The sequence below is a fragment of the Metabacillus arenae genome, from assembly GCF_014773385.1.
GTDB lineage: Bacteria > Bacillota > Bacilli > Bacillales > Bacillaceae > Metabacillus_D > Metabacillus_D arenae.
In genome coordinates, this window is the sequence record NZ_JACXAI010000024.1 from 19,669 (window position 1) to 38,435 (window position 18,767).

General features: G+C 36.8%; 11 protein-coding genes. 3 read left to right on the forward strand and 8 right to left on the reverse strand.

Annotated elements, in window-relative coordinates:
• Window positions 1-7 precede the first annotated feature (7 nt).
• From IC621_RS17285 to IC621_RS17300, 4 genes are all read right to left on the reverse strand, one after another.
• On the reverse strand, window positions 8-2,110 hold the full coding sequence (locus tag IC621_RS17285) for a BglG family transcription antiterminator (protein ID WP_191159718.1): 2,103 nt from the start codon (window positions 2,108-2,110) through the stop codon (window positions 8-10).
• Between the two features lie 296 nt (window positions 2,111-2,406).
• Window positions 2,407-3,096, reverse strand: a complete 690-nt coding sequence (locus IC621_RS17290; protein WP_191159719.1) for a methyltransferase family protein — start codon at window positions 3,094-3,096, stop codon at window positions 2,407-2,409.
• Window positions 3,097-3,497: 401 nt separating this feature from the next.
• Window positions 3,498-4,163 carry a class II aldolase/adducin family protein gene (locus IC621_RS17295; protein WP_191159721.1) on the reverse strand — a complete coding sequence of 222 codons (666 nt, stop codon included), beginning with the start codon at window positions 4,161-4,163 and terminating at the stop codon, window positions 3,498-3,500.
• Window positions 4,123-5,457: a four-carbon acid sugar kinase family protein gene (locus IC621_RS17300; RefSeq protein ID WP_191159723.1), complete on the reverse strand. Its 1,335-nt coding sequence runs from the start codon at window positions 5,455-5,457 to the stop codon at window positions 4,123-4,125. Before IC621_RS17300 ends, IC621_RS17295 begins: the two co-directional genes overlap by 41 nt.
• Window positions 5,458-6,081: 624 nt before the next feature.
• Here IC621_RS17300 and IC621_RS17305 point away from each other — a divergent pair.
• Complete coding sequence (locus IC621_RS17305; RefSeq protein ID WP_191159725.1) at window positions 6,082-7,383, forward strand: SLC13 family permease; 1,302 nt, start codon at window positions 6,082-6,084, stop codon at window positions 7,381-7,383.
• A gap of 238 nt (window positions 7,384-7,621) precedes the next feature.
• On the opposite strand, the gene IC621_RS17310 is transcribed toward IC621_RS17305, so the two are convergent.
• Window positions 7,622-9,532, reverse strand: a complete 1,911-nt coding sequence (locus IC621_RS17310; protein WP_191159727.1) for a sigma-54-dependent Fis family transcriptional regulator — start codon at window positions 9,530-9,532, stop codon at window positions 7,622-7,624.
• Window positions 9,533-9,729: 197 nt separating this feature from the next.
• Between IC621_RS17310 and IC621_RS17315 the strand changes: the two genes are divergently transcribed.
• Together IC621_RS17315 and IC621_RS17320 are read left to right on the forward strand one after the other, a co-directional pair.
• Complete coding sequence (locus IC621_RS17315) at window positions 9,730-11,157, forward strand: NAD(P)H-dependent oxidoreductase (protein WP_191159729.1); 1,428 nt, start codon at window positions 9,730-9,732, stop codon at window positions 11,155-11,157.
• An 863-nt stretch (window positions 11,158-12,020) separates the two neighbouring features.
• Window positions 12,021-14,666: a polysaccharide lyase 8 family protein gene (locus IC621_RS17320; RefSeq protein ID WP_191159731.1), complete on the forward strand. Its 2,646-nt coding sequence runs from the start codon at window positions 12,021-12,023 to the stop codon at window positions 14,664-14,666.
• Between the two features lie 342 nt (window positions 14,667-15,008).
• Here IC621_RS17320 and IC621_RS17325 read toward each other — a convergent pair whose 3' ends face one another.
• From IC621_RS17325 to IC621_RS17335, 3 genes are all read right to left on the reverse strand, one after another.
• Window positions 15,009-16,283: a DUF418 domain-containing protein gene (locus IC621_RS17325; RefSeq protein ID WP_191159733.1), complete on the reverse strand. Its 1,275-nt coding sequence runs from the start codon at window positions 16,281-16,283 to the stop codon at window positions 15,009-15,011.
• A 263-nt stretch (window positions 16,284-16,546) separates the two neighbouring features.
• Window positions 16,547-17,182: an RNA polymerase sporulation sigma factor SigH gene (gene sigH, locus IC621_RS17330; protein WP_191159735.1), complete on the reverse strand. Its 636-nt coding sequence runs from the start codon at window positions 17,180-17,182 to the stop codon at window positions 16,547-16,549.
• Window positions 17,183-18,151: 969 nt separating this feature from the next.
• Window positions 18,152-18,532, reverse strand: a complete 381-nt coding sequence (locus tag IC621_RS17335; RefSeq protein WP_191159737.1) for a VOC family protein — start codon at window positions 18,530-18,532, stop codon at window positions 18,152-18,154.
• Window positions 18,533-18,767: the final 235 nt, after the last annotated feature.

Below are 18,767 nucleotides of genomic sequence, written 5' to 3' on the forward strand. Positions count from 1 at the left end.
TTCACCTCTATTCAAGTAATTGATCGAGCTCCTGATAGTTTTTAGCATTTTGCAATTCCTCAAGTGTTTTTTCATTGTTAATAATTTCAACAATCTTAGATAACGCTTTCAAATGTGAGAAATTATCAGTCGCTGCAAGACATATCACTGTATAAACAGGATCATTGTCAGGATTACCAAAATGAATTGGTTTTTTTAGATTTATTAAACTAATACCTAATTTTTTGACACCATTTTCAGGCCGAGCATGGGGAAGGGCGATTCCTGGATGTATCACTACATAAGGTCCCATTGTTTTTACAGAATCTATCATTTCATTGACATAGGAAGGGTGAACACAACCGTTTTCGACTAAAATGCCTCCTCCGATCATGATTGCATCCTGCCAATTCTTAGCCTCTACTTCAAATCTTGTAAATTCTTCTTGCAATAGTTCTCCCAACATTGGCTGAACGGCCTCCCTTCTAAAGTTCATTCCATTTTTATAAAAGCAGTTTGATAATTCATTAATAAGTTTTTCCTGTGAAAAAATTTTTGAGTTATTGTTAGCAATTTCTAAGACTTCTTTAAAAAAAGTAGTGTGATCCTGAGATGGCCCTGTAAAACTAGGAATATTCTCATAAAGGAATTGTTCAATTTTTGATAGATCCTGTTTTGTTAAAATTGGTTTAACAACAATGACTGGAATATTTTCAATATGCAATGGAGCAGTTGAAACGATCAAATCAGCTTGAATATTTTTCATTTCTTCAAGCAAATGAACGGCAGTTGACAGGATAATATCTATATTTTGAAATTTAGAATTTAAAGTTTCTTCAATTAGCTTTGCTGCACCAAAACCGTGTCCACACGTGATAGCAATCTTAAACTTACTCATACTTCTCCGCGCTCTCTCCAACGAGGAACAAAAATGAAGAACAATATAACTAATATCACTTTCTTGCATTTCGATGCCAATATGCTTTTCAATCAAATGAAGGGCTTTCTTAACATAATTGAACATTTCCGGATAAGTATTCCTAATAAATTGAACATTATTTTGATAAGGCTGCACATCATTACGAAGCCTATAAATGGTCGGGCCTAAATGTAAACATAAACTCTTATAAAGTTCCTTATCCTTTGCAAAATGATAGGGAGTCCTCTTATCCATTTCTTCAATCAGCTTTAAAACGAGTATTTGGATTTCTGCCCAATTCTCATTCCTGTACTCACGTGGCAAGCTTTCCTTTGCACCCTTTAAAAAGACAGCAAAATAACAAAGTTCCTCTTCATATAACATAAATTTAAGTGGATTCATCGTTTTGAGAGAGACAAGAACTGAGTATTCCTTTAACTTTTTTGCTTGATTAAATTCTTGCTTTTGAATAGATATTGTTTTTCCAATACTAATTCTTTTTAATATAAGACCAAGTTGAAGAATTAACTGATTGAAGCTTTCATCTGAAAATGATCGGTTTAGTTTTCTTTCTGCTTCCTTAATAATAGAAAGGATTGGATGTAGTTGCTCTACATCTATAAGCTCTTTGACTTTACTGCTAATCCCTCCTTGTATCGACTTGGATATCTGATTGTCATTTAACAAAGCACTTAAATCTAAATAATTCTGAAGTATAGAGGCAATGCATCTTCTAATGTCTTTTTCATTGCCATCGATCTTTATTCCTTTGCCAGGCTCGGCATGCAATCTAAGCTGAAACGGGGTAAGGTCTTTTTTTATCCTCACGATATCCTTCTCTATACTGCTTTTGCTGACTTGCAGCAGGTTTTCATAGGTTTGGTACGTTCTCCATGAACTGGCATTAAACATATCAGATAAGATAAATGTGCAGCGTTCTTCCTGATTTAGGATGTAGTACCCAGGCTTACTCGGCAATAAGACTTGATTCACCCGCCTTAGCTCTTCTCCTGTTAAAGAAAGAGCGATCCCTTCTTTTCTTTTTCTTCTCAGTTTTTTATGAATCTTATGATCTAGAAATTCATCGATACAGACTAGATCATAACGAATGATTCGTTCTGAAACCTGAAAATTCTTTGCGATGTCTATAACTTTAACGGGATCCTCTCTTTCTAAAAGAAAGTGGATTATTTGTGAACAGCGCTTATTCATCAGTAACTCACCTCTTATATATTCATCATATGGGGGTGTGTAAGCGTTAACAATCTTATATAATTGCCAGTTCATTTCTGCAAAATTTATGGGGGAATTTCTATATACCAGACCAACAAAAGAAGCATTAAATAATAGATCTGAAGATTAAATAGGTTCGGACGCTAAGAAAATATTATTTAATTATCTTGTCGTTAAGAACGAGGCTAACCGAAAGGATGGTGAACAATCAAAAAGAAGTAATTGCCTATTACCTATGGGAGGAGTAAGGCGATTACTTCTTTGAAAATGAATATTCAATAAATAAAAGGAATAAATTTCTTGGTAACCCTTCTATACTCGGCAAATTGACTTCCGTATTTTTCTGACAAGTACTTATCTAAAATAGGGATGTTATAAAAAGCAAACAAGCAGAACAAAATGATCGGTATGCTCATCGCCCAAGGTGTTCTGGTAAATAAGGCCAAAGCTGTTACCCAAACTAGATCTCCAAAGTAATTAATATGCATGGAGTACTTAAATAGCCCATTAGTATATAATTTCCCTTCAGTATCTAGGTTCTTTTTCCATTCATTTCGCTGCAGTTCAGAATAGGTGTTAAGAAATGAACCAAATAAGAATAGAAAAATAGATCCTATATCTAGAAATATTAGAGATTTATTTGTTGTTAGAGAAAAAAGTGAAAAACCAATATAATATAACGAAAAAGCTAAAGGAATGGTAAAGGCTTCCCCCCACGGCATTTTTCTTTTTAATAGATAAAATAGTGTAATATACATACGTCCATATACAATTAAAAACAAGATAAATAAGATAGTATTTCGTATAGTATTACTTTCTGAAAACCCCCATCCAATCCATTTATGCAATTGTTGTCCACCCTGAAACAATAAAAGCCACCCGGCTATCATTATAATAATTGTTTCAAGGAGTAATAAAGTTATTTTTTGGGGTAAGCTTTTTCCTTTGTCTTTATACAAATTCAATAAGAATACCTCCCAGAAAAACAGTTGAAATTCTACACACATTCCCACACCAATTTTATCATAAATTCCTAAAAATGGTTCCTCAACAAACTGGCGATTGTCATCAGGGATGTAGATCGTGGATATATAGATAGGTGGTTGTGAAGTCTGTTGAAGTAATAATAGAGTAAGTGAGTGTGAATGAAGAAGAGTTGGAGATTAATCGGTAGTGAAGTTAAAGGATGGGACTGGAAAGTGATAAGATTAAGAGGGAATGGTTGTTTCAAAGACAGCTTCAACTTCATCCTTCTCCACCAAAGGTTAGGCTGAAATGAAAGCTGTCTTACTCAAATAAAAGTAATACTTTAGACATTTTTACATCATGTACTTATGAAAGAACCCTGTACTAAAATCATAATCTCTTATCTATATATTTTACTTTTCCTAGGCTTATAAATAGATTTTTCCCGAAACTCTTGGACAACATGGTCCGGGATTTTTTTTAGTTCAACTCCTGCAGATTTTGCTGTCACGATCATCCTGCATGTCATTTCTAATGTCTCGAGCCTCATTATTGCATCTGAAAAGCTATCGTCGAAGAGGATGACACCATGGTTTTTCATGATCATAATGTTAGCACAGGCGGCTTGTTTTTTGACAGCATCACCAAGCTCTTTTGTTCCTGGATGGTGGTAGTCTACAAAGGCAACGTTTTCAAGGTAGTACATCGTTTCAATAAATAATTCGGACATAATCCTTTCCCCGCTGCAGGCTAGCAGAGTTGTATAGAAAGGAGATGAATGTAAGATCACCCTCGCGTCTTTGCGTTCCTGGTAGATCCCTTTATGCATTGGAACCTCCTTTGATGGCTTTCGCAAGCCTGACCAGTCACCGCTGTCTATTGTACAAACAGTAAAATCATCTGTTGAGAGATTCCCCATATTCGTCCCCGATGAGGTAATAAGCATCTGTTTTTCATCGATACGGGCGCTCATATTCCCTGAAGTTCCCCATGCCAATTGATTAACCAGTAAGTATTTTCCAGTCTCACTTAACTTCTGAGCTAACTCCTGATTCTCTAACACCATTCTCATAACCACCTTCAACCTTATTCATATAATCGATCGCCCTTTGTAAAAGGTCTTCTTTTCCAAAGCTGCCTGACTTTAAGATGACAAGCATTGGATTGTCATTCAATGAAAGGCATGAACATACTCCCTGATCGATTTCGTCTATTATAAGAATGCCTTCGATCCCCAGACGTTTGCAAATGGCGTTAGAGGTGTTCCCCCCGCCAATGATTAGCTTTTTCAGTTTTAACTCATTTACTACATTGAAAGTAATATCGGCTAATGCTTTGGAAACATATTCCGAGCTTTGCACCTTGTCCAGTCCCATATATTTTAAGCCGTTTTTGCGGGTGCTTTGAATTCGATCCGGTGTATAAGGAGAACGCAGGACTACATTATGTCCTTCATTTAAATATTTCTGGCTTTCCTCCTTTGCCCACTCTATCTCTTGCTGATACCCTTCTTCTGTGAACAAGTTCTCTGTATGAAGAATCAGATCAACTGCACCTTGGTCAACAATATAGTCGATTTGCTCCTTCATTTGCGGCATTAAGCTTCCGTTTGGTATAAAAACCCCTTTTTCTTGTTTTAGATCTACACCCTTTAAAAGATCATTCTTTTCTTTATTAGCCCAAAAAGCCGGCAAATAGGAACCGAGTCCCGCACTTCCGCAAAGAATAGGATAATGCTGAACCGCTTTTGCAATTACTTCCATGCATTCTCCTGATTCAACATCTAAAATGACATAGTTATACTTATCTTTCATTAATTCAATCTCGGCTTTTAATGCTTCTGCTCCCTTTTGAATGATTGAATAATGAATAGAGCCTACTTTTCGACTTGTTTGCTTCTGAAGGATATCGACTAAATGATCCTCTTCCATTGGATGAATTGGGTCATTCCGAAATACTGATTCAGAAAGCTTTACCCCATTTACATAATGGATACCATCTTTGGTCGTCCTGCCATTCTCGGGGTAGCCTAAAACGACAATAGAAAAATAGATTCCTAATTCATCCTGCATCGCATCAAACTCGGACCCGATATTCCCTCTAAAAACTGAGCAAGTCTTATTGAAGAATGTTGTACACCCCAGCTCTTTTAGCTTTCTTGTCGCTTTTTTCACCTTTTGGTAGGCGGTATCCCTGTCATCAAATCGACTATTTGTATCAATAATAAGAACATCGCTTGAGACCTTATTCAATTTGTCGAGAACCTCATAAGAGTATATCTCTGTTTTGAAATTCCACTTTGAAAACAACAAGCCTATATCACTGGAACCAGTAATGTCATCTCCGACTATTCCAAGCATCTATCTTTCCCTCCCAAAAAATGAATTCATATTTATTTATGCAAGTTATATGCCATCTTTAGAACGATGCAAAAGCTATTGAACTAAATTTTAAAAATCAAACGATTGTCACAACTGGATCATGTAATTCTAAATATTTGCTTGGAGCACCTATTCCTTTTATTTGCCCTTGAAAACTCGTATAAACAACCTCTTTAACTCTAGTAAAAATAATTATTGTTTTTTAGTGTTGTAGAAATACAACGACATTGCAACAACATACACAACATGTTGCAACAACCCTCTTTGACATTATGTCATTTTACTACTACCAATGATTGTTTCTCCTAAATCTTTATCCTATTAATAAGAGTGATTTTATAACTTAAATAATAAAACCGATAAATTAGGCACGAATTTTGCATTATATTCATTCGAAACCATAAAAGGAGGTATAATTATGATCTATCAACAACTTATTAACAAAATGGAACAACAGCGTTACCGGCTTAGACAATGGACTCCTTATTGATCGTTAATTGAAACCGCTTTCTGTTACTTTGGAAGAGACTACTATCCCACTCATAATAGGGGAAACGTTACTCTTGCTTTTAAAAGTAAATACATTTTGAGGAGGATAAACAGTTGAGTATAGAAATTATTTCCATCATCATCCTATTGGCTATGTTTATTATCGGTTCTTTCTTACCAATCAATATTGGAGTATTAGGCTTCGTCGCTGCATTTTTAGTGGGCGCTCTCATTAGCGGGATGAGCGTTGATGACATTTTTGCTGTATTTCCGGCAGACTTATTCATTATCCTTGCAGGGGTCACCTATTTGTTCGCAATCGTTAAGAATAATGGCACCATCGACCTGATTACAAGCTGGGGACTCCGGTTAGTCAAAGGGAATACCGGTTTGATTCCATGGGTCATGTTTTCTTTGAGTTTTCTGTTGTGCAGTGTAGGTACACAGGGGACGGCCGCGGTCATTATCATTGCCCCGATTGCCTTACGACTGGCTGCACAATGTAAAATTAACCCGATCATGATGGCTCTTATGGTAGCACTAGGCATGACTGGAGGAATCTTTTCCCCGCTTAATCTCATGGGGCTTGTTGTAAACGGTGTCATGGACTCACGGAACCTTTCCCATTCTCAAGGACTGTTTTTTATGAATACATTTCTCTTTTCCTTTGCGGTTGCATTTCTGATTTACGTCGTTTTTGGAGGGCTGCGCCTGCTTAAGATGGGGAGAAATAACTCTCAAAGTTATGTAGCTGCGGCAGCAGATGCTGATGTAGAAGATGAAACTGAATTACCAACTGAAAGTAATATTGGTCAAAATGAGCGGCTGACACCGTATAAAGGCGCTACTCTTGCTGGCATAGGCATCCTTATTATATGTGCCATTTGGCTTGATATAAACATGGGCTTTGCAGCACTTATGGTCGGCCTCGCCCTAGCCTTGATGGCTCCTAAAAAGCAAGCTGAAATCATGGGCAGCATACCATGGTCAATCATATTCATGGTTAGCGGTATCGTCACATACGTAGGGGTAATGGAATCAATTGGTGTTATGGATTATTTAACTGAACAAATAGCAAATGTGAAAAGCCCGGTGCTCGCTGCACTCATAACCTCATATATTGGAGGGATCATCTCTGCCTTTGCCTCCACGACAGGGTTCCTGGCAGCAGTCATACCCTTGTCCGTTCCTATCCTGCAGGATCCAAGCATGTCATCCGTAGGGGTTATCTCAGCAATATCAATTGCCGCAAGCGTCGTCGATATCAGCCCCTTCTCTACTACAGGTGCCGTCCTGCTTGCTAACGCTCAAGGGATCAAGGAAAACGTCTTTTATAAAAGACTCTTGATCATTGCAGGCATCTTCGTTGCTGCCGGACCTGGATTAGCCTGGCTTATATTTGTGGTGCTATTCTGATACTCCCACAACTAAAGCAGTAGGCTTTCTTCGACTCATTCTGTAAAACAGTCTATTAAAATCTCGACATATTGCCCAGCATGACACCATATTTGATGTCATGCTGGTTTATCTTTAGAAACAAAAAATTATTTCTATGTTTGCGTTTATAAAAATCGATTTCCTTCCTTTATGGTTATCATTGATTAACCTCTTTTCCTGCAGTACTTTACAACATTTTGTTGCAACTCAAAAACTATTAAATTTTTATCTCATATTTTTTCAGCTTTCTCCACAATGTACTTCGGTCTATTCCCAATGCCTTGGCAGCTTTGCTTTTATTATAGTTTGCCTCATGCAGGGCCTTTTCTATCAGATCTTTCTCACCTTTTACTTGAAACGCTTGAATGATATTTTCTGTTTCAGCTATCTCAATCTCTTCACCTATGTCTTGAGGATAAAGAGTCATTCTCATTGAAGCTTTGTCGATTATGGCTGATGTGTTTAATACACATAATCGTTCCACTACATTCTTTAATTCACGAACATTCCCTTTAAAATCATAATTCATCAACATTTCCAGCGCATCTGATGAAAGGGTTTGTAGATGGTTATTAAATTTCCGGTTATATTTTTCTAAATAGTGCAAAAACAGTTCTGATATGTCTTCTTTTCGCATTCTAAGCGGCGGTATATATAGCTTTAAAATGTCGAGCCGGTATAATAAGTCTTGTCTAAATTCATCCTTCTGAACAAGATTCTTCAGATTCTTGTTTGCAGCCGCGATGATTCGTACATCAATCGGCACAACCTTATCTCCCCCTACTCTTCTAATTTCTTTTTCCTGAAGAACTCTCAGCAGCTTACTTTGAAAAGATATGGGAATCTCTGATACTTCATCGAGAAAAAGGGTACCACTGTGGGCAAGCTCAAAAAGTCCAATCTTTCCACCTTTAGAGGCTCCTGTAAATGCGCCATCTACATATCCGAAAAGCTCGCTTTCTAATAAAGCCTCCGGCAATGCAGCACAGTTTACAGCTACAAACGGCCCGCTGCTTCTACTGCTGGCATTGTGAATGCTTTGGGCCATAAGCTCCTTACCCGTACCTGTTTCACCAACTATTAAAATATTAGATGATACACGCGAAAACTTTTTCGCCGTTTCAATCGTCTGGGCCATGAGCTCACTTTTATGAATGATGTTGTCAAAATGATATTTCGCGAATAACCCTTTTGCACTCATCTTTTTTCGGATTTGGATTTCAACCTGTTGTATTTTTGTACTATCTTGAAAATTTATCACGATCCCGGCTATTTTCCCATCAGACATAACAGGAATATAACTAGCAGATAAAACCTTATTGTTTGTCTTATGGAGAACATTGTTTTTTTCTTTTCCGGATTTCATAATATCTTTAAAACTATTTTCCATGATTGGGAAGACATCTTTAAGGTCCTTATGATAGAAATCTGTACCTTTCTCTTGGTACATGCTGATTGCACTTTTATTAATGACTTCTATTCGTCCGTTACAGGTAACATATATAATGCCGTCTTGGGAACATTGGGCAATGGTTTGAAATATATCGGCTTTCGCTCGCTCCTGCCGCATCACCTCCACCGTTCTAATGGCCTCATTTAATGCTTGTGTAATCGCTTCCTCACCTGTTTCTATAAGAATAGAATGGACATCCATCCTTTTCGCACACATATTGACATAATATCCGCCAACGAGGACATCGCATCCATTTTGGACAGCATTTTCAATTGTTTTTTCGATGTTGTTCAGCTTTTCGGGATTATAAATCTCAATTTCACAATCAAATAATCCGCAAAGCTGATTGACGCCTTCAATTGTAGATTGAGTGCCCACGAATCCAATTTTTCGAGGAGTAAATTGCTTTCGGCATTTCTCTATTGTTTTAATGATGTCGTATCCTGTTATAGGTATTTCAATTTGCGGAATATGCGGCTTCAGTCTTTTCAGCTTTTTAGCTGTATATCCTCTGGCAACCAGCACGTCACAGTTAAATCTAACACCTTCTAGTTTATCTGCTGAGATGACAGATATTTGGCGGTTTACAATATCTTTTTGCGGATGTGCATTAAAAATTTTGTAAACCAGATCTTCAAGCTCAGGATATGGAACAATATAAGTAACATTAATCATAAAGGTGATCACCTCCTTCTTATTTGTTGCAACTATACAACGATGCAACACTTCCTGCAATAGCTTTCTAATCAAAGAGAAGATGATTTGATAAGTTTTCTATAAAAAATTTAAATAAAATCTGCTTTGATATTCCTTCAGTAGTTGGCACTAATCTTGCATAATAACTTATTGAAAACTTAGGAGGAGGTTTTACTATGATTTATCATCATCTTTTTGACAAAATGAGAAAACAGGAAGTTGTTCATGCAGCAATTATCGGAGCAGGCCATTTTGGTACAGCAGTGGTGACCCAACAGAACTATAATCAATATTTAAAGGTATGTATTGTTGCAGACACCAACCTGGACGCAGCAAAGTCTTCCTTTATAAAGGCTGAGATCCCTGATGAACTTATTGTATACACGGATAATGCGGCGGATGCTCAAAAAGCAATTGAAGCAGGGAAATTCATATATACGGATAAGGCTGAAATGATCATGGATGTTCAAATCATTGATATTGTTGGGGAAGGGACAGGAGTTCCAGAAGCGGGTGCTTATTTTGCAAAGCTTGCGATTGAAAAAGGAAAGCATGTTGCCATGATAAATAAGGAAGCGGATTCAGTTATCGGTCCGATCCTTAAAAAGCTGGCACAAGAAAAAGGGGTCGTTTATACACCAGTTGACGGCGATCAACACGGCTTGCTTATCTCAATGGTGGAATGGGCTAAAATTGTGGGCCTCACTGTTATTTCTGCCGGTAAAGCTCGTGACGGGGAATTCGTCTATGATGAAAAGAACCGGAGCATCTCAATCGAAGCGGATGGCATAACGGTACATGAAGCTGCTTCAGTGAAAATATCAGAAGAGGAAACAAAATATTTTGAAATGATTCCAGAAGGGAAATCAGAAGAATACATTCAAAAAAGATCAGAAATTTTAAGCACACTTCCCGGTGCAGGTGCATTTGACTTATGTGAGCTGACCATCATGGCTAACTCAACGGGACTCACTCCTGATTGCGCAGAGATGATTGAGGCAACACTTAGAATTACAGAGCTCCCTGTAGCATATTGCAGTAAAAAGGACGGAGGTATTTTCAAGGATGAGGGTATCATTGATTTAATAACGTGCTTCCGCAGATCTGATGAGCCTGGTATGGGCGGAGGTGTATATATGGTCGTTCGTTGCGATAACGCCTACTCAAACTACATCCTAACAACCAAGGGGCAAATTCCGAACTACGATAAATCAACAGCTGTCATCTATCGCCCATACCATCTTTGCGGTGCTGAAACATCCAGTTCCCTGCTGGTTGCCGGCTTACTCGGACTTGATACTGGATCCCTTGAATACAAGCCGCGCTTCGACCTTGTTAAAAAAGCGGCCAGAGATATCAAAGCAGGAGAAATATTCGGCAATGACCACGACTATAACATAACCGCCATGATCATGCCTGCTTCTATACAGGACGATAACAACCCGATCCCAGGTCATATGCTGGATGGAAACAAAGCAAAGGTGGACATTAAAAAAGGAACAATTATCACTTATGGAATGGTTGAGACTCCTGTGGATTCGACTTTATGGAACCTTAGACAGCTGCAGGATGAAACCTTTCTTAAATCGACAGTAGCTCAATAAATAAAGGAAATTCCGTCTCTAATTATTGATAGGGGCGGAGTTTTTTATTTAGGGTTACTCCTACAGACAGAGTTTATGGGAAGCAGTGATCCGGGGCTTTTCTAGTTCTATGCACGAGTTTATCACCACTTGTCAAGAACAATTTAAAATTCGCCAGTAAAACCAGATTTTCATTCATGATATAGACCGGTCATCAGACTTATTATAGGAATGGGATATCAAGGTTCTTGATATCTATGTATAATTTATTTATAATCTAAATAAGACTAAAAAAGATCAGGTGCGTTAACACCTGACCAGCGCATGCTACATGCCGCAAAGTTAGCGGCTAACCAATTTTACAGGGATAACAAAATGAAGTAACTACCCATTACCTTGGTGAGGCGGGCGGTTACTTCTTTTTGTTTTGACTAAACATAATTACAACTGTCAGTGCACCTATCAAAACTAAATTTGAATATAGTGCCATAGAGATTGCTTCATATATCGTCATTTTTCCACCTCCCTTCTTTAAGGGAAGTGGTTAACCGCCTACCTGCTTTATGCAGCTGCTGCTATTATCTTACCACAAAAACCCACACAAAGGGAACGTATGATCTCGTTTTCGAATTTTATTTTCACCATAAATAAAACTCTTTGAGAAAAATATATTTATATTCTGAAAAGTCAGAAAAAAGGGGTATAAAACTTTCGCCTTATTTCGTTATTTGAATCCTTATACACTATACTAAACAGGAAAAAACTTTATTAATAGTCCAAAAGAGGGGTGATTAGAGAAAACGAGATGTGGTGTTGATGAAAGCTGTATTTGGGGAGGTTACTATTTGCAAATGTGAAACACAATTTAATAGAGGGTGGGTATAATGAGAAAAAAAATAAAAATATTTTTGGCTTCTTCACTCACATTAACAACCTTTTTAACAATTCCTATTCCAGATTCTACAAGTTATGTTAAAGCCTCTGAAAAATCAAATTCCATTGTTGTGAACAATACTAGTAATGCTAATGTTTCAAATGAAATGGATATTTTAAAGTTAAACTATCGAGAGTATCTTGCAGGAAATGAGAGTATTAATAGTAATCATTTATTAGATAGTAAAATTAATTCTGTCCATAACACAGCAAAGGCAAGGCTTACTTCTTTTCTCCCTATTGAGGACAGAGTTAAAGGAGAAGAAAAATCCCTATTTAAGAATTTACCCCTCGGTGAAAACGTTAACAATTTAAACAGCTCCTATTTATATTTATACCAAATGGCACTTGCTGCTAAAACATATAAAAGAACGGATTTAAGTGGTGTAAATTACTATCAAAATGAAGAGACAATTCATAAAGTAATTGATGGATTAGATTGGCTGTACACGAATTTCTTTGAAGACCAAGAAAAGGGTTACTATGGAAATTGGTATTTTTGGGAAATCGGTATCCCAATGAATATAACGAAAACGATGCTACTTTTAGAGGATGAGATTAAAAGGTATAAACCTCATTTAATAGATTCCTATGTGGCATCAATGGATCAGTATCTTCGGAATGGAAAAAATGGAGATATCGATTTAGATTCTCGTTTTCATAGAGGGGCAAACCTGGCAGATATTGCGACGAATAGAATTATACAAGGGGCACTTCTTGGGAACGAGGAAAGAATTACTACTGCAATTGATCATATTCTAACTGTTTTTAAAACCATTGATCCCCATAATATCGTTAATGGTAATACTGCCGGATTTTATGAAGACGGATCCTTTATACAGCATCAAAGTGTGGCATATACAGGGTCTTATGGAAAGGTACTATTAAATCGAGTTATCCAAACCATAAGAATATTAAATAATAGTAAATATGATAAAAAAGAAATATTGGTGCCTACTGTAAAGGATTGGATATACAATGGGTTCTCGCCAGTTATTTTTGAAGGCTATATGATGGAAATAGTAAAAGGAAGATCGATATCAAGAACTGGAACAGGTTATCAAGATGTGTTTACTATAATTGAAGCGATGGTTGAAGTAAGTAATTACTTAAGTGATGAGGAAAGTGAAATTTTAAAATCACATTTAAAATATATTGCTAATTCTAATAAAAGCAGTTTCTCTACAGGATTATTTACTTCTTTTGAAACGATTATAAAATTTAATGACATCTTGACGGATCCTGCTATTGAAGCTAACAAGGGGATTGATGAAAATAGTCACTATGCCTTTAACTTAATGGATAAAACTGTGCATTTAAGAAATTCATATGCTTTTGCTTTTTCAAGAAGTTCAAATCGAATTAGTAAGTATGAATATATGAGCGGAGAAAATTTAATGCCATGGTTCCATGGAGATGGAGCATATTACTTATATCTATCAGGCAGAGATCAAACAAAATCTTTTGGCAGTCATTATTTTGCGACAATAGATCCTTATAAGCTGCCTGGAACAACGGTTCCCGTGGAAGAAAGAAAAACGGTTCCCCAATTATATGATGGAATGCTTTTCTATTTAAATACCGAACACCCACTTAATTTTCATTCATCATCTGAATCACAAAATAAATATGTTTATTTTCCTGTAGGTACCAATGATTATTCTGGCGGAGTTAAGCTTGGAGAATACGGAGTATCTGGTATCCAGCTTGGGGATGAGGTAGGATATAGAGACAAACAGGCAGGGCTATTGCCTGAAGACCTTGTTATGTATAAAAACGCTGAGGCAAATAAATCCGTCTTTTTGTTTGACGATGAGCTTGTATTAATGGGATCTGGCATCAAAGATGAAATGGGCAGGGACGTAATTACTACAATTGATAATAGAATGTTTGCTGAAAATGAAACAGGTACGATAACGGGAGAGACATATGATGATCGCAGATTAAATGATCCGATTAATGGAGAATACGATCTAAAGTGGATGAACTTTAAAACAGATGCTGAGGGAACACAAGTAGGTTATTACTTCCCAGAGAATTCTAAAATAAATGTTACGAAAGATACCGTTACTGAAAGCATAAATAGAATTCGCACATCAAATCCAGATACAAATGTAACGAAGAATTTCTTTACATTGGGAATTGACCATGGAAAGGATCCAGAAAACGAAAAATATGCATACGTGATTTTACCTAATTTTGATGAAGCGAAAACAAACGAGTATTCCAATAACCCTAGTGTTAAAATTTTATCAAATACCGAAAATGTTCATGCTGTGGAAAATACGAAGCTGGGAATGAAAGGATTCAATTTCTTTAGCGATAAAAAAAATACAGTCAGCAATGTCACATCCTTTAATAAAGCCTCAATTATGATTAAGAATAATCATAATGGCACGGTCACGATAGCAGTTTCTGATCCTACTTTAAGTTTAGATAAAATGAAGCTGGAAATAGTAATTCCAGATCCTGAATTAGTAGCGGCTAGTGAAGGTGTAAAAGCCTCAGTATCTCGCAAAAAAGCTTTAATTAAAATTGATTCTAAGAATTCAAATGGAAAAAGCTTTGAAATAACACTAAAAATGAACGCGGATTAAGAATCACTAAACGAGATTTTCATTATCGAAATATGCAAGTCATCAGGCTTATTAACAGGAATGCGACATCAAGATCCCCTTAACGTTGTTTTAATCTGTGTTTTGCTGACGAGACTCTAAAAGAGTATCAATGGCCTCAATCCCACTTAAAACAGTGGATTTGAGGCCATTCGTATTTTAATGCATTTATTATGATTTATACACTGAATATACGTAATCATTTTAATATTCTATCTAAAGCTAGAATGTCTTCCATTTCGGGGTTGCTCCAATTAAACCAGCCAATTACTGACGTATCCAAAAATTACAACCATCTAAAACTAGATGGCGGCTTGCTATTCATCAAAACTGTTTGGTGTTTCCATCCGTGTTTCTACTAACTGTTACATTCTTCTCAATAAAGGGCTGTCGTTTGCCATAGGTTAAACTCCGCCATAGCCATTCTGCTGGACCAAATCGAAACTTTTTTAACCAAAGGTGGCTGATCCCTATTTGTAAAGAGTATAACAAAACTACAATCAGGAGCCACATGGCTGGTCCGACTTGACCAAACAGCCCAAATCCATAACTGTAAAATATGGTCGTACAAACCAATGACTGAAGCAGGTAATTGCTTAATGCAAGCCTGCCGACTGCCTGCAGAGGTGTGAGAATCTTCAGCCATAATTTTTTCTGACAAAGCAATACAACGGAAGTCATATAAAAGAAACAAAGAGCTGGTCCGCCGATAGCCGTTCCAATGAAATACGTCAGTAAATAGATGGAAGAAGAGGAATCGACTTGCGTAATGCTATAGACAGCTAAACTGTTAAATGGAAGACCAATAATCAGACCCGCCAGCCAGCATTTTCTATAAAAAGGAAGCTGCGCCTGGATGTTTTTATACCGTTCTGTTTTTGCTGCATAGGCACCAAACAAAAACATGCTAAAAATAGTCGGGACCATAAAGATATATCCGGTCAATGCGAAAGCATAATCTTGTGCACGCTGACTCATTATTTCCGCGAACGTTCCGGATCCATAGGCAGTGACTGATTGCTCTATCATTTGATCAGCAAAGGCTGCCCCTGTTGTATCCTCAGGACTACCACCTCCTGCCATTAAAACCCCAATAGATGCAAGGAACATTAACAAAGCGGGAAGAAATAAGCTCATAAAACCCCATGTTAATAGCGTTTTTGGCTTCAAATGATAAAATAATAATAAAAACAAACCTGTTATAGAATAAATAATCAGAATGTCACCATACCAAATCCCGAATGCATGGATAAGACCGATAATGAGTAAGATGAACAGTCTTTTAAGAAATAAGGTCTTTGGTCGCTTCACTTTCTGCTCAGCACGTTGCAAAAAAAGAACAAATCCCAGACCAAACAAGAAGGAAAACATTGTAAAAAACTTGGACGTAGCAAAGAAGTGAATAAGCTTATCAGCAAGTTGATCCCAGGGACTATTCCACCACTCTACCTCCGTCATAAGTAAATAAACACCTGGTGTGGAGAAAAAGCTCATGTTCGCCGCCAAAATCCCCAGCAACGCAAATCCCCGAATGATATCGAGTTCACGAACTCTTTCTTGTTTTGGAATCGGGGCAGTTGTCATTGATTGTGTCATCATCGAAAATTTGCCTCCTAATGTTGATAAATTGGTAGCGATGCTTCATAAAGTTTTATTCAAGTGTTTCAACTTTTGCGCTCACAATACCTTCACAAAGCATCGGCTTAAAAAACATCCCTCCTTAAGTTCAACTCGAAATAAAGGATGCTTGTATGTGTCAATTATATTGCGAAATCTAAATTACTATGCCTTTCAGAACTAAAAAGAGTAATAGGTTGACAGACTGAAAAGGTATTCTAAGATTATTAATTGATGATTACCATTCATAAATCCAGATGCCGTCTCAGTTTTCTTTTTACTCGTTGGAGAGCATTATCAATTGACTTAACATGAATGTTTAGTTCTGCGGAAATTTCCATATAGGATTTTCCATCCATATATAAGGTCAACACTATTTTTTCCAAATTACTTAGCAATTCTCGAATTTTTAGTTCGATATGGTCAGCTTTTTCTTGATGAATCATTAATGCTTCCGGATTCGTTATTTTTTCTCCGGTTATCATATCCATAAGCGTAAAATTTGAATCTTCATCATAAAGAGGCTTGTCCAGGGGAAAATACGAATTTAGAGGGCTGTGTTTTTGACAAGCAGCCGATTTGATCGCCGTGATCATCTGTCTAGTGATACAAAGTTCAGCAAAAGCTTTAAAAGAGGCCCTCTTGTCCTCTCTAAAATCCCGAATAGCATTATATAAACCAATCATTCCCTCTTGGATGAGATCTTCTTTATCTGCACCAATTAAAAAGTACGGCCTTGCTTTCTTGCGGACTAAATTCTGATATTTGTTTATTAAAAAAGCCAATGACTCGCTATCTCCCCTATGAGCCATTTCTATCAACACTCTATCTTCTAATTTAGCATAATTTACAATCAGTTCTACTTCGATAGCTACACTCACTCATATCCCTCCGCCGACTCCACCTGAGTTTTGATGTTTAATAAACTGATAGATCATTGTCTTTTCCTTAACTTAACTAAACCATATTGACATAATGCTTTTCTATTATTGAGCCAATAATTATATTAAAATTCGAAAATACTTTTGACAATTATGATATCGTTTTCATATTCTAATAAATGGTATCGCTTACACAATAAATTTATCACCTATTTTTCTATACTGTCAATAATTTTATGGAATCGTTTTCAGAAATATTTTTAATAGAAAATAATCCTAGTAGACAAGACTCCGAAAACCTACCACAAAAAGGCGGCACTTTATTGAGAAGAACTAGTTGTCTTTTTCCCCTATGCAATTACCATTTAATATAATGATAATTTCAAGACCCTATTGAAAAATCTCATATGAATAAATTATATGTGAATAACATTAAGTAATTCTAGAGGGGCAATTCTTAGGCATTTAGTCTAAAGCGTTCTAAACAGAATAGGCAGGACATCAGGTTTATTGAAAGGAATACGACATCAAGATTCTTGATATATATGTATAATTTATTTATAATCAAGATAAGAATAAAAAAGATCAGGTGCTGTAACACCTGACCATGGCAACTACATGCCGCAAAGTTAGCGGCTAACCAGCTTGTAATTAGGAAAAGAAGTAACTACCCATTAACCTGTGGTGAGGAGGGCGGTTACTTCTTTTTGTGTTGACTAAACATAACCACAACTGTCAGTACACCTATCAAAACTAAATTTGAATTTAGTGCAATAGATATTGCTTCATATGCCGTCATTTTTCCACCTCCCTTCTTCAGGGAAGTGGCTAACCGCCTTACCTGCTTTATGTAGTTGCATCTATTATCTTACCATAACTACTGCACTAAGAGAACATATGATCGCGTCTTTTTCTAAACCCGAACCGTAACCAATTATTAAATGATAAATGTGTAAAACCTACACATCCTCACTTTTCAGCATAATAGTTAAACTCAATCAAATTGCCGTCTGGATCACTGACGTAAACCTGATGCCATCCTGCGGCGTTGCTCGGAATGGTCAGCATCGAAATGTTTTGCTCTTCCATCCGCTTGATAAAGGCATCGATATCTGTAACACGAACTGCAAAGTGTCCGTCTTGGCTGTCCAGTTCAATTGTTCCTCTTAATGTTTTTCCTTCGTCATAAACAATCAAGTGCAATTGGGTGTTTCCTAATTGATACCATGCACCTTTTGTATCAAAATTCGGCCTCTCGATTTCTTCAAAACCAAGAACATTTCCATAAAAGTGTTTTGAACGTTCCAGATCTGTTACGATTAATGAAACATGGTGAATACTGGTATACATAGTAAATTCTCCTTATTAATGACAGGTATTTTTCGGTTGATAACAATGCATTTTTCTGAGGACCTATTATCGTTCAACCGAGAAGAACTCCTTAAAGCTGATCATCCACCGCGGCTGCAGTTGAAAACTACTTACTACAGATACCCAAATAAAGGGTTTCGTTAGTGGTATAGTTCTAAGCATCTCATATCAGACATAATGATTATAGCCATGATATCCATAATTTTGTCAACTC

Bases quoted from the DNA above. Each gene is read 5' to 3' on its own strand.
- IC621_RS17285 (WP_191159718.1), bottom strand. From the start codon at position 2,110: ATGAATAAGCGCTGTTCACAAATAATCCACTTTCTTTTAGAAAGAGAG.
- IC621_RS17295 (WP_191159721.1), bottom strand. From the start codon at position 4,163: ATGGTGTTAGAGAATCAGGAGTTAGCTCAGAAGTTAAGTGAGACTGGA.
- IC621_RS17300 (WP_191159723.1), bottom strand. From the start codon at position 5,457: ATGCTTGGAATAGTCGGAGATGACATTACTGGTTCCAGTGATATAGGC.
- IC621_RS17310 (WP_191159727.1), bottom strand. From the start codon at position 9,532: ATGATTAATGTTACTTATATTGTTCCATATCCTGAGCTTGAAGATCTG.
- IC621_RS17315 (WP_191159729.1), top strand. From the start codon at position 9,730: ATGATTTATCATCATCTTTTTGACAAAATGAGAAAACAGGAAGTTGTT.
- IC621_RS17320 (WP_191159731.1), top strand. From the start codon at position 12,021: ATGAGAAAAAAAATAAAAATATTTTTGGCTTCTTCACTCACATTAACA.
- IC621_RS17325 (WP_191159733.1), bottom strand. From the start codon at position 16,283: ATGATGACACAATCAATGACAACTGCCCCGATTCCAAAACAAGAAAGA.
- IC621_RS17335 (WP_191159737.1), bottom strand. From the start codon at position 18,532: ATGTATACCAGTATTCACCATGTTTCATTAATCGTAACAGATCTGGAA.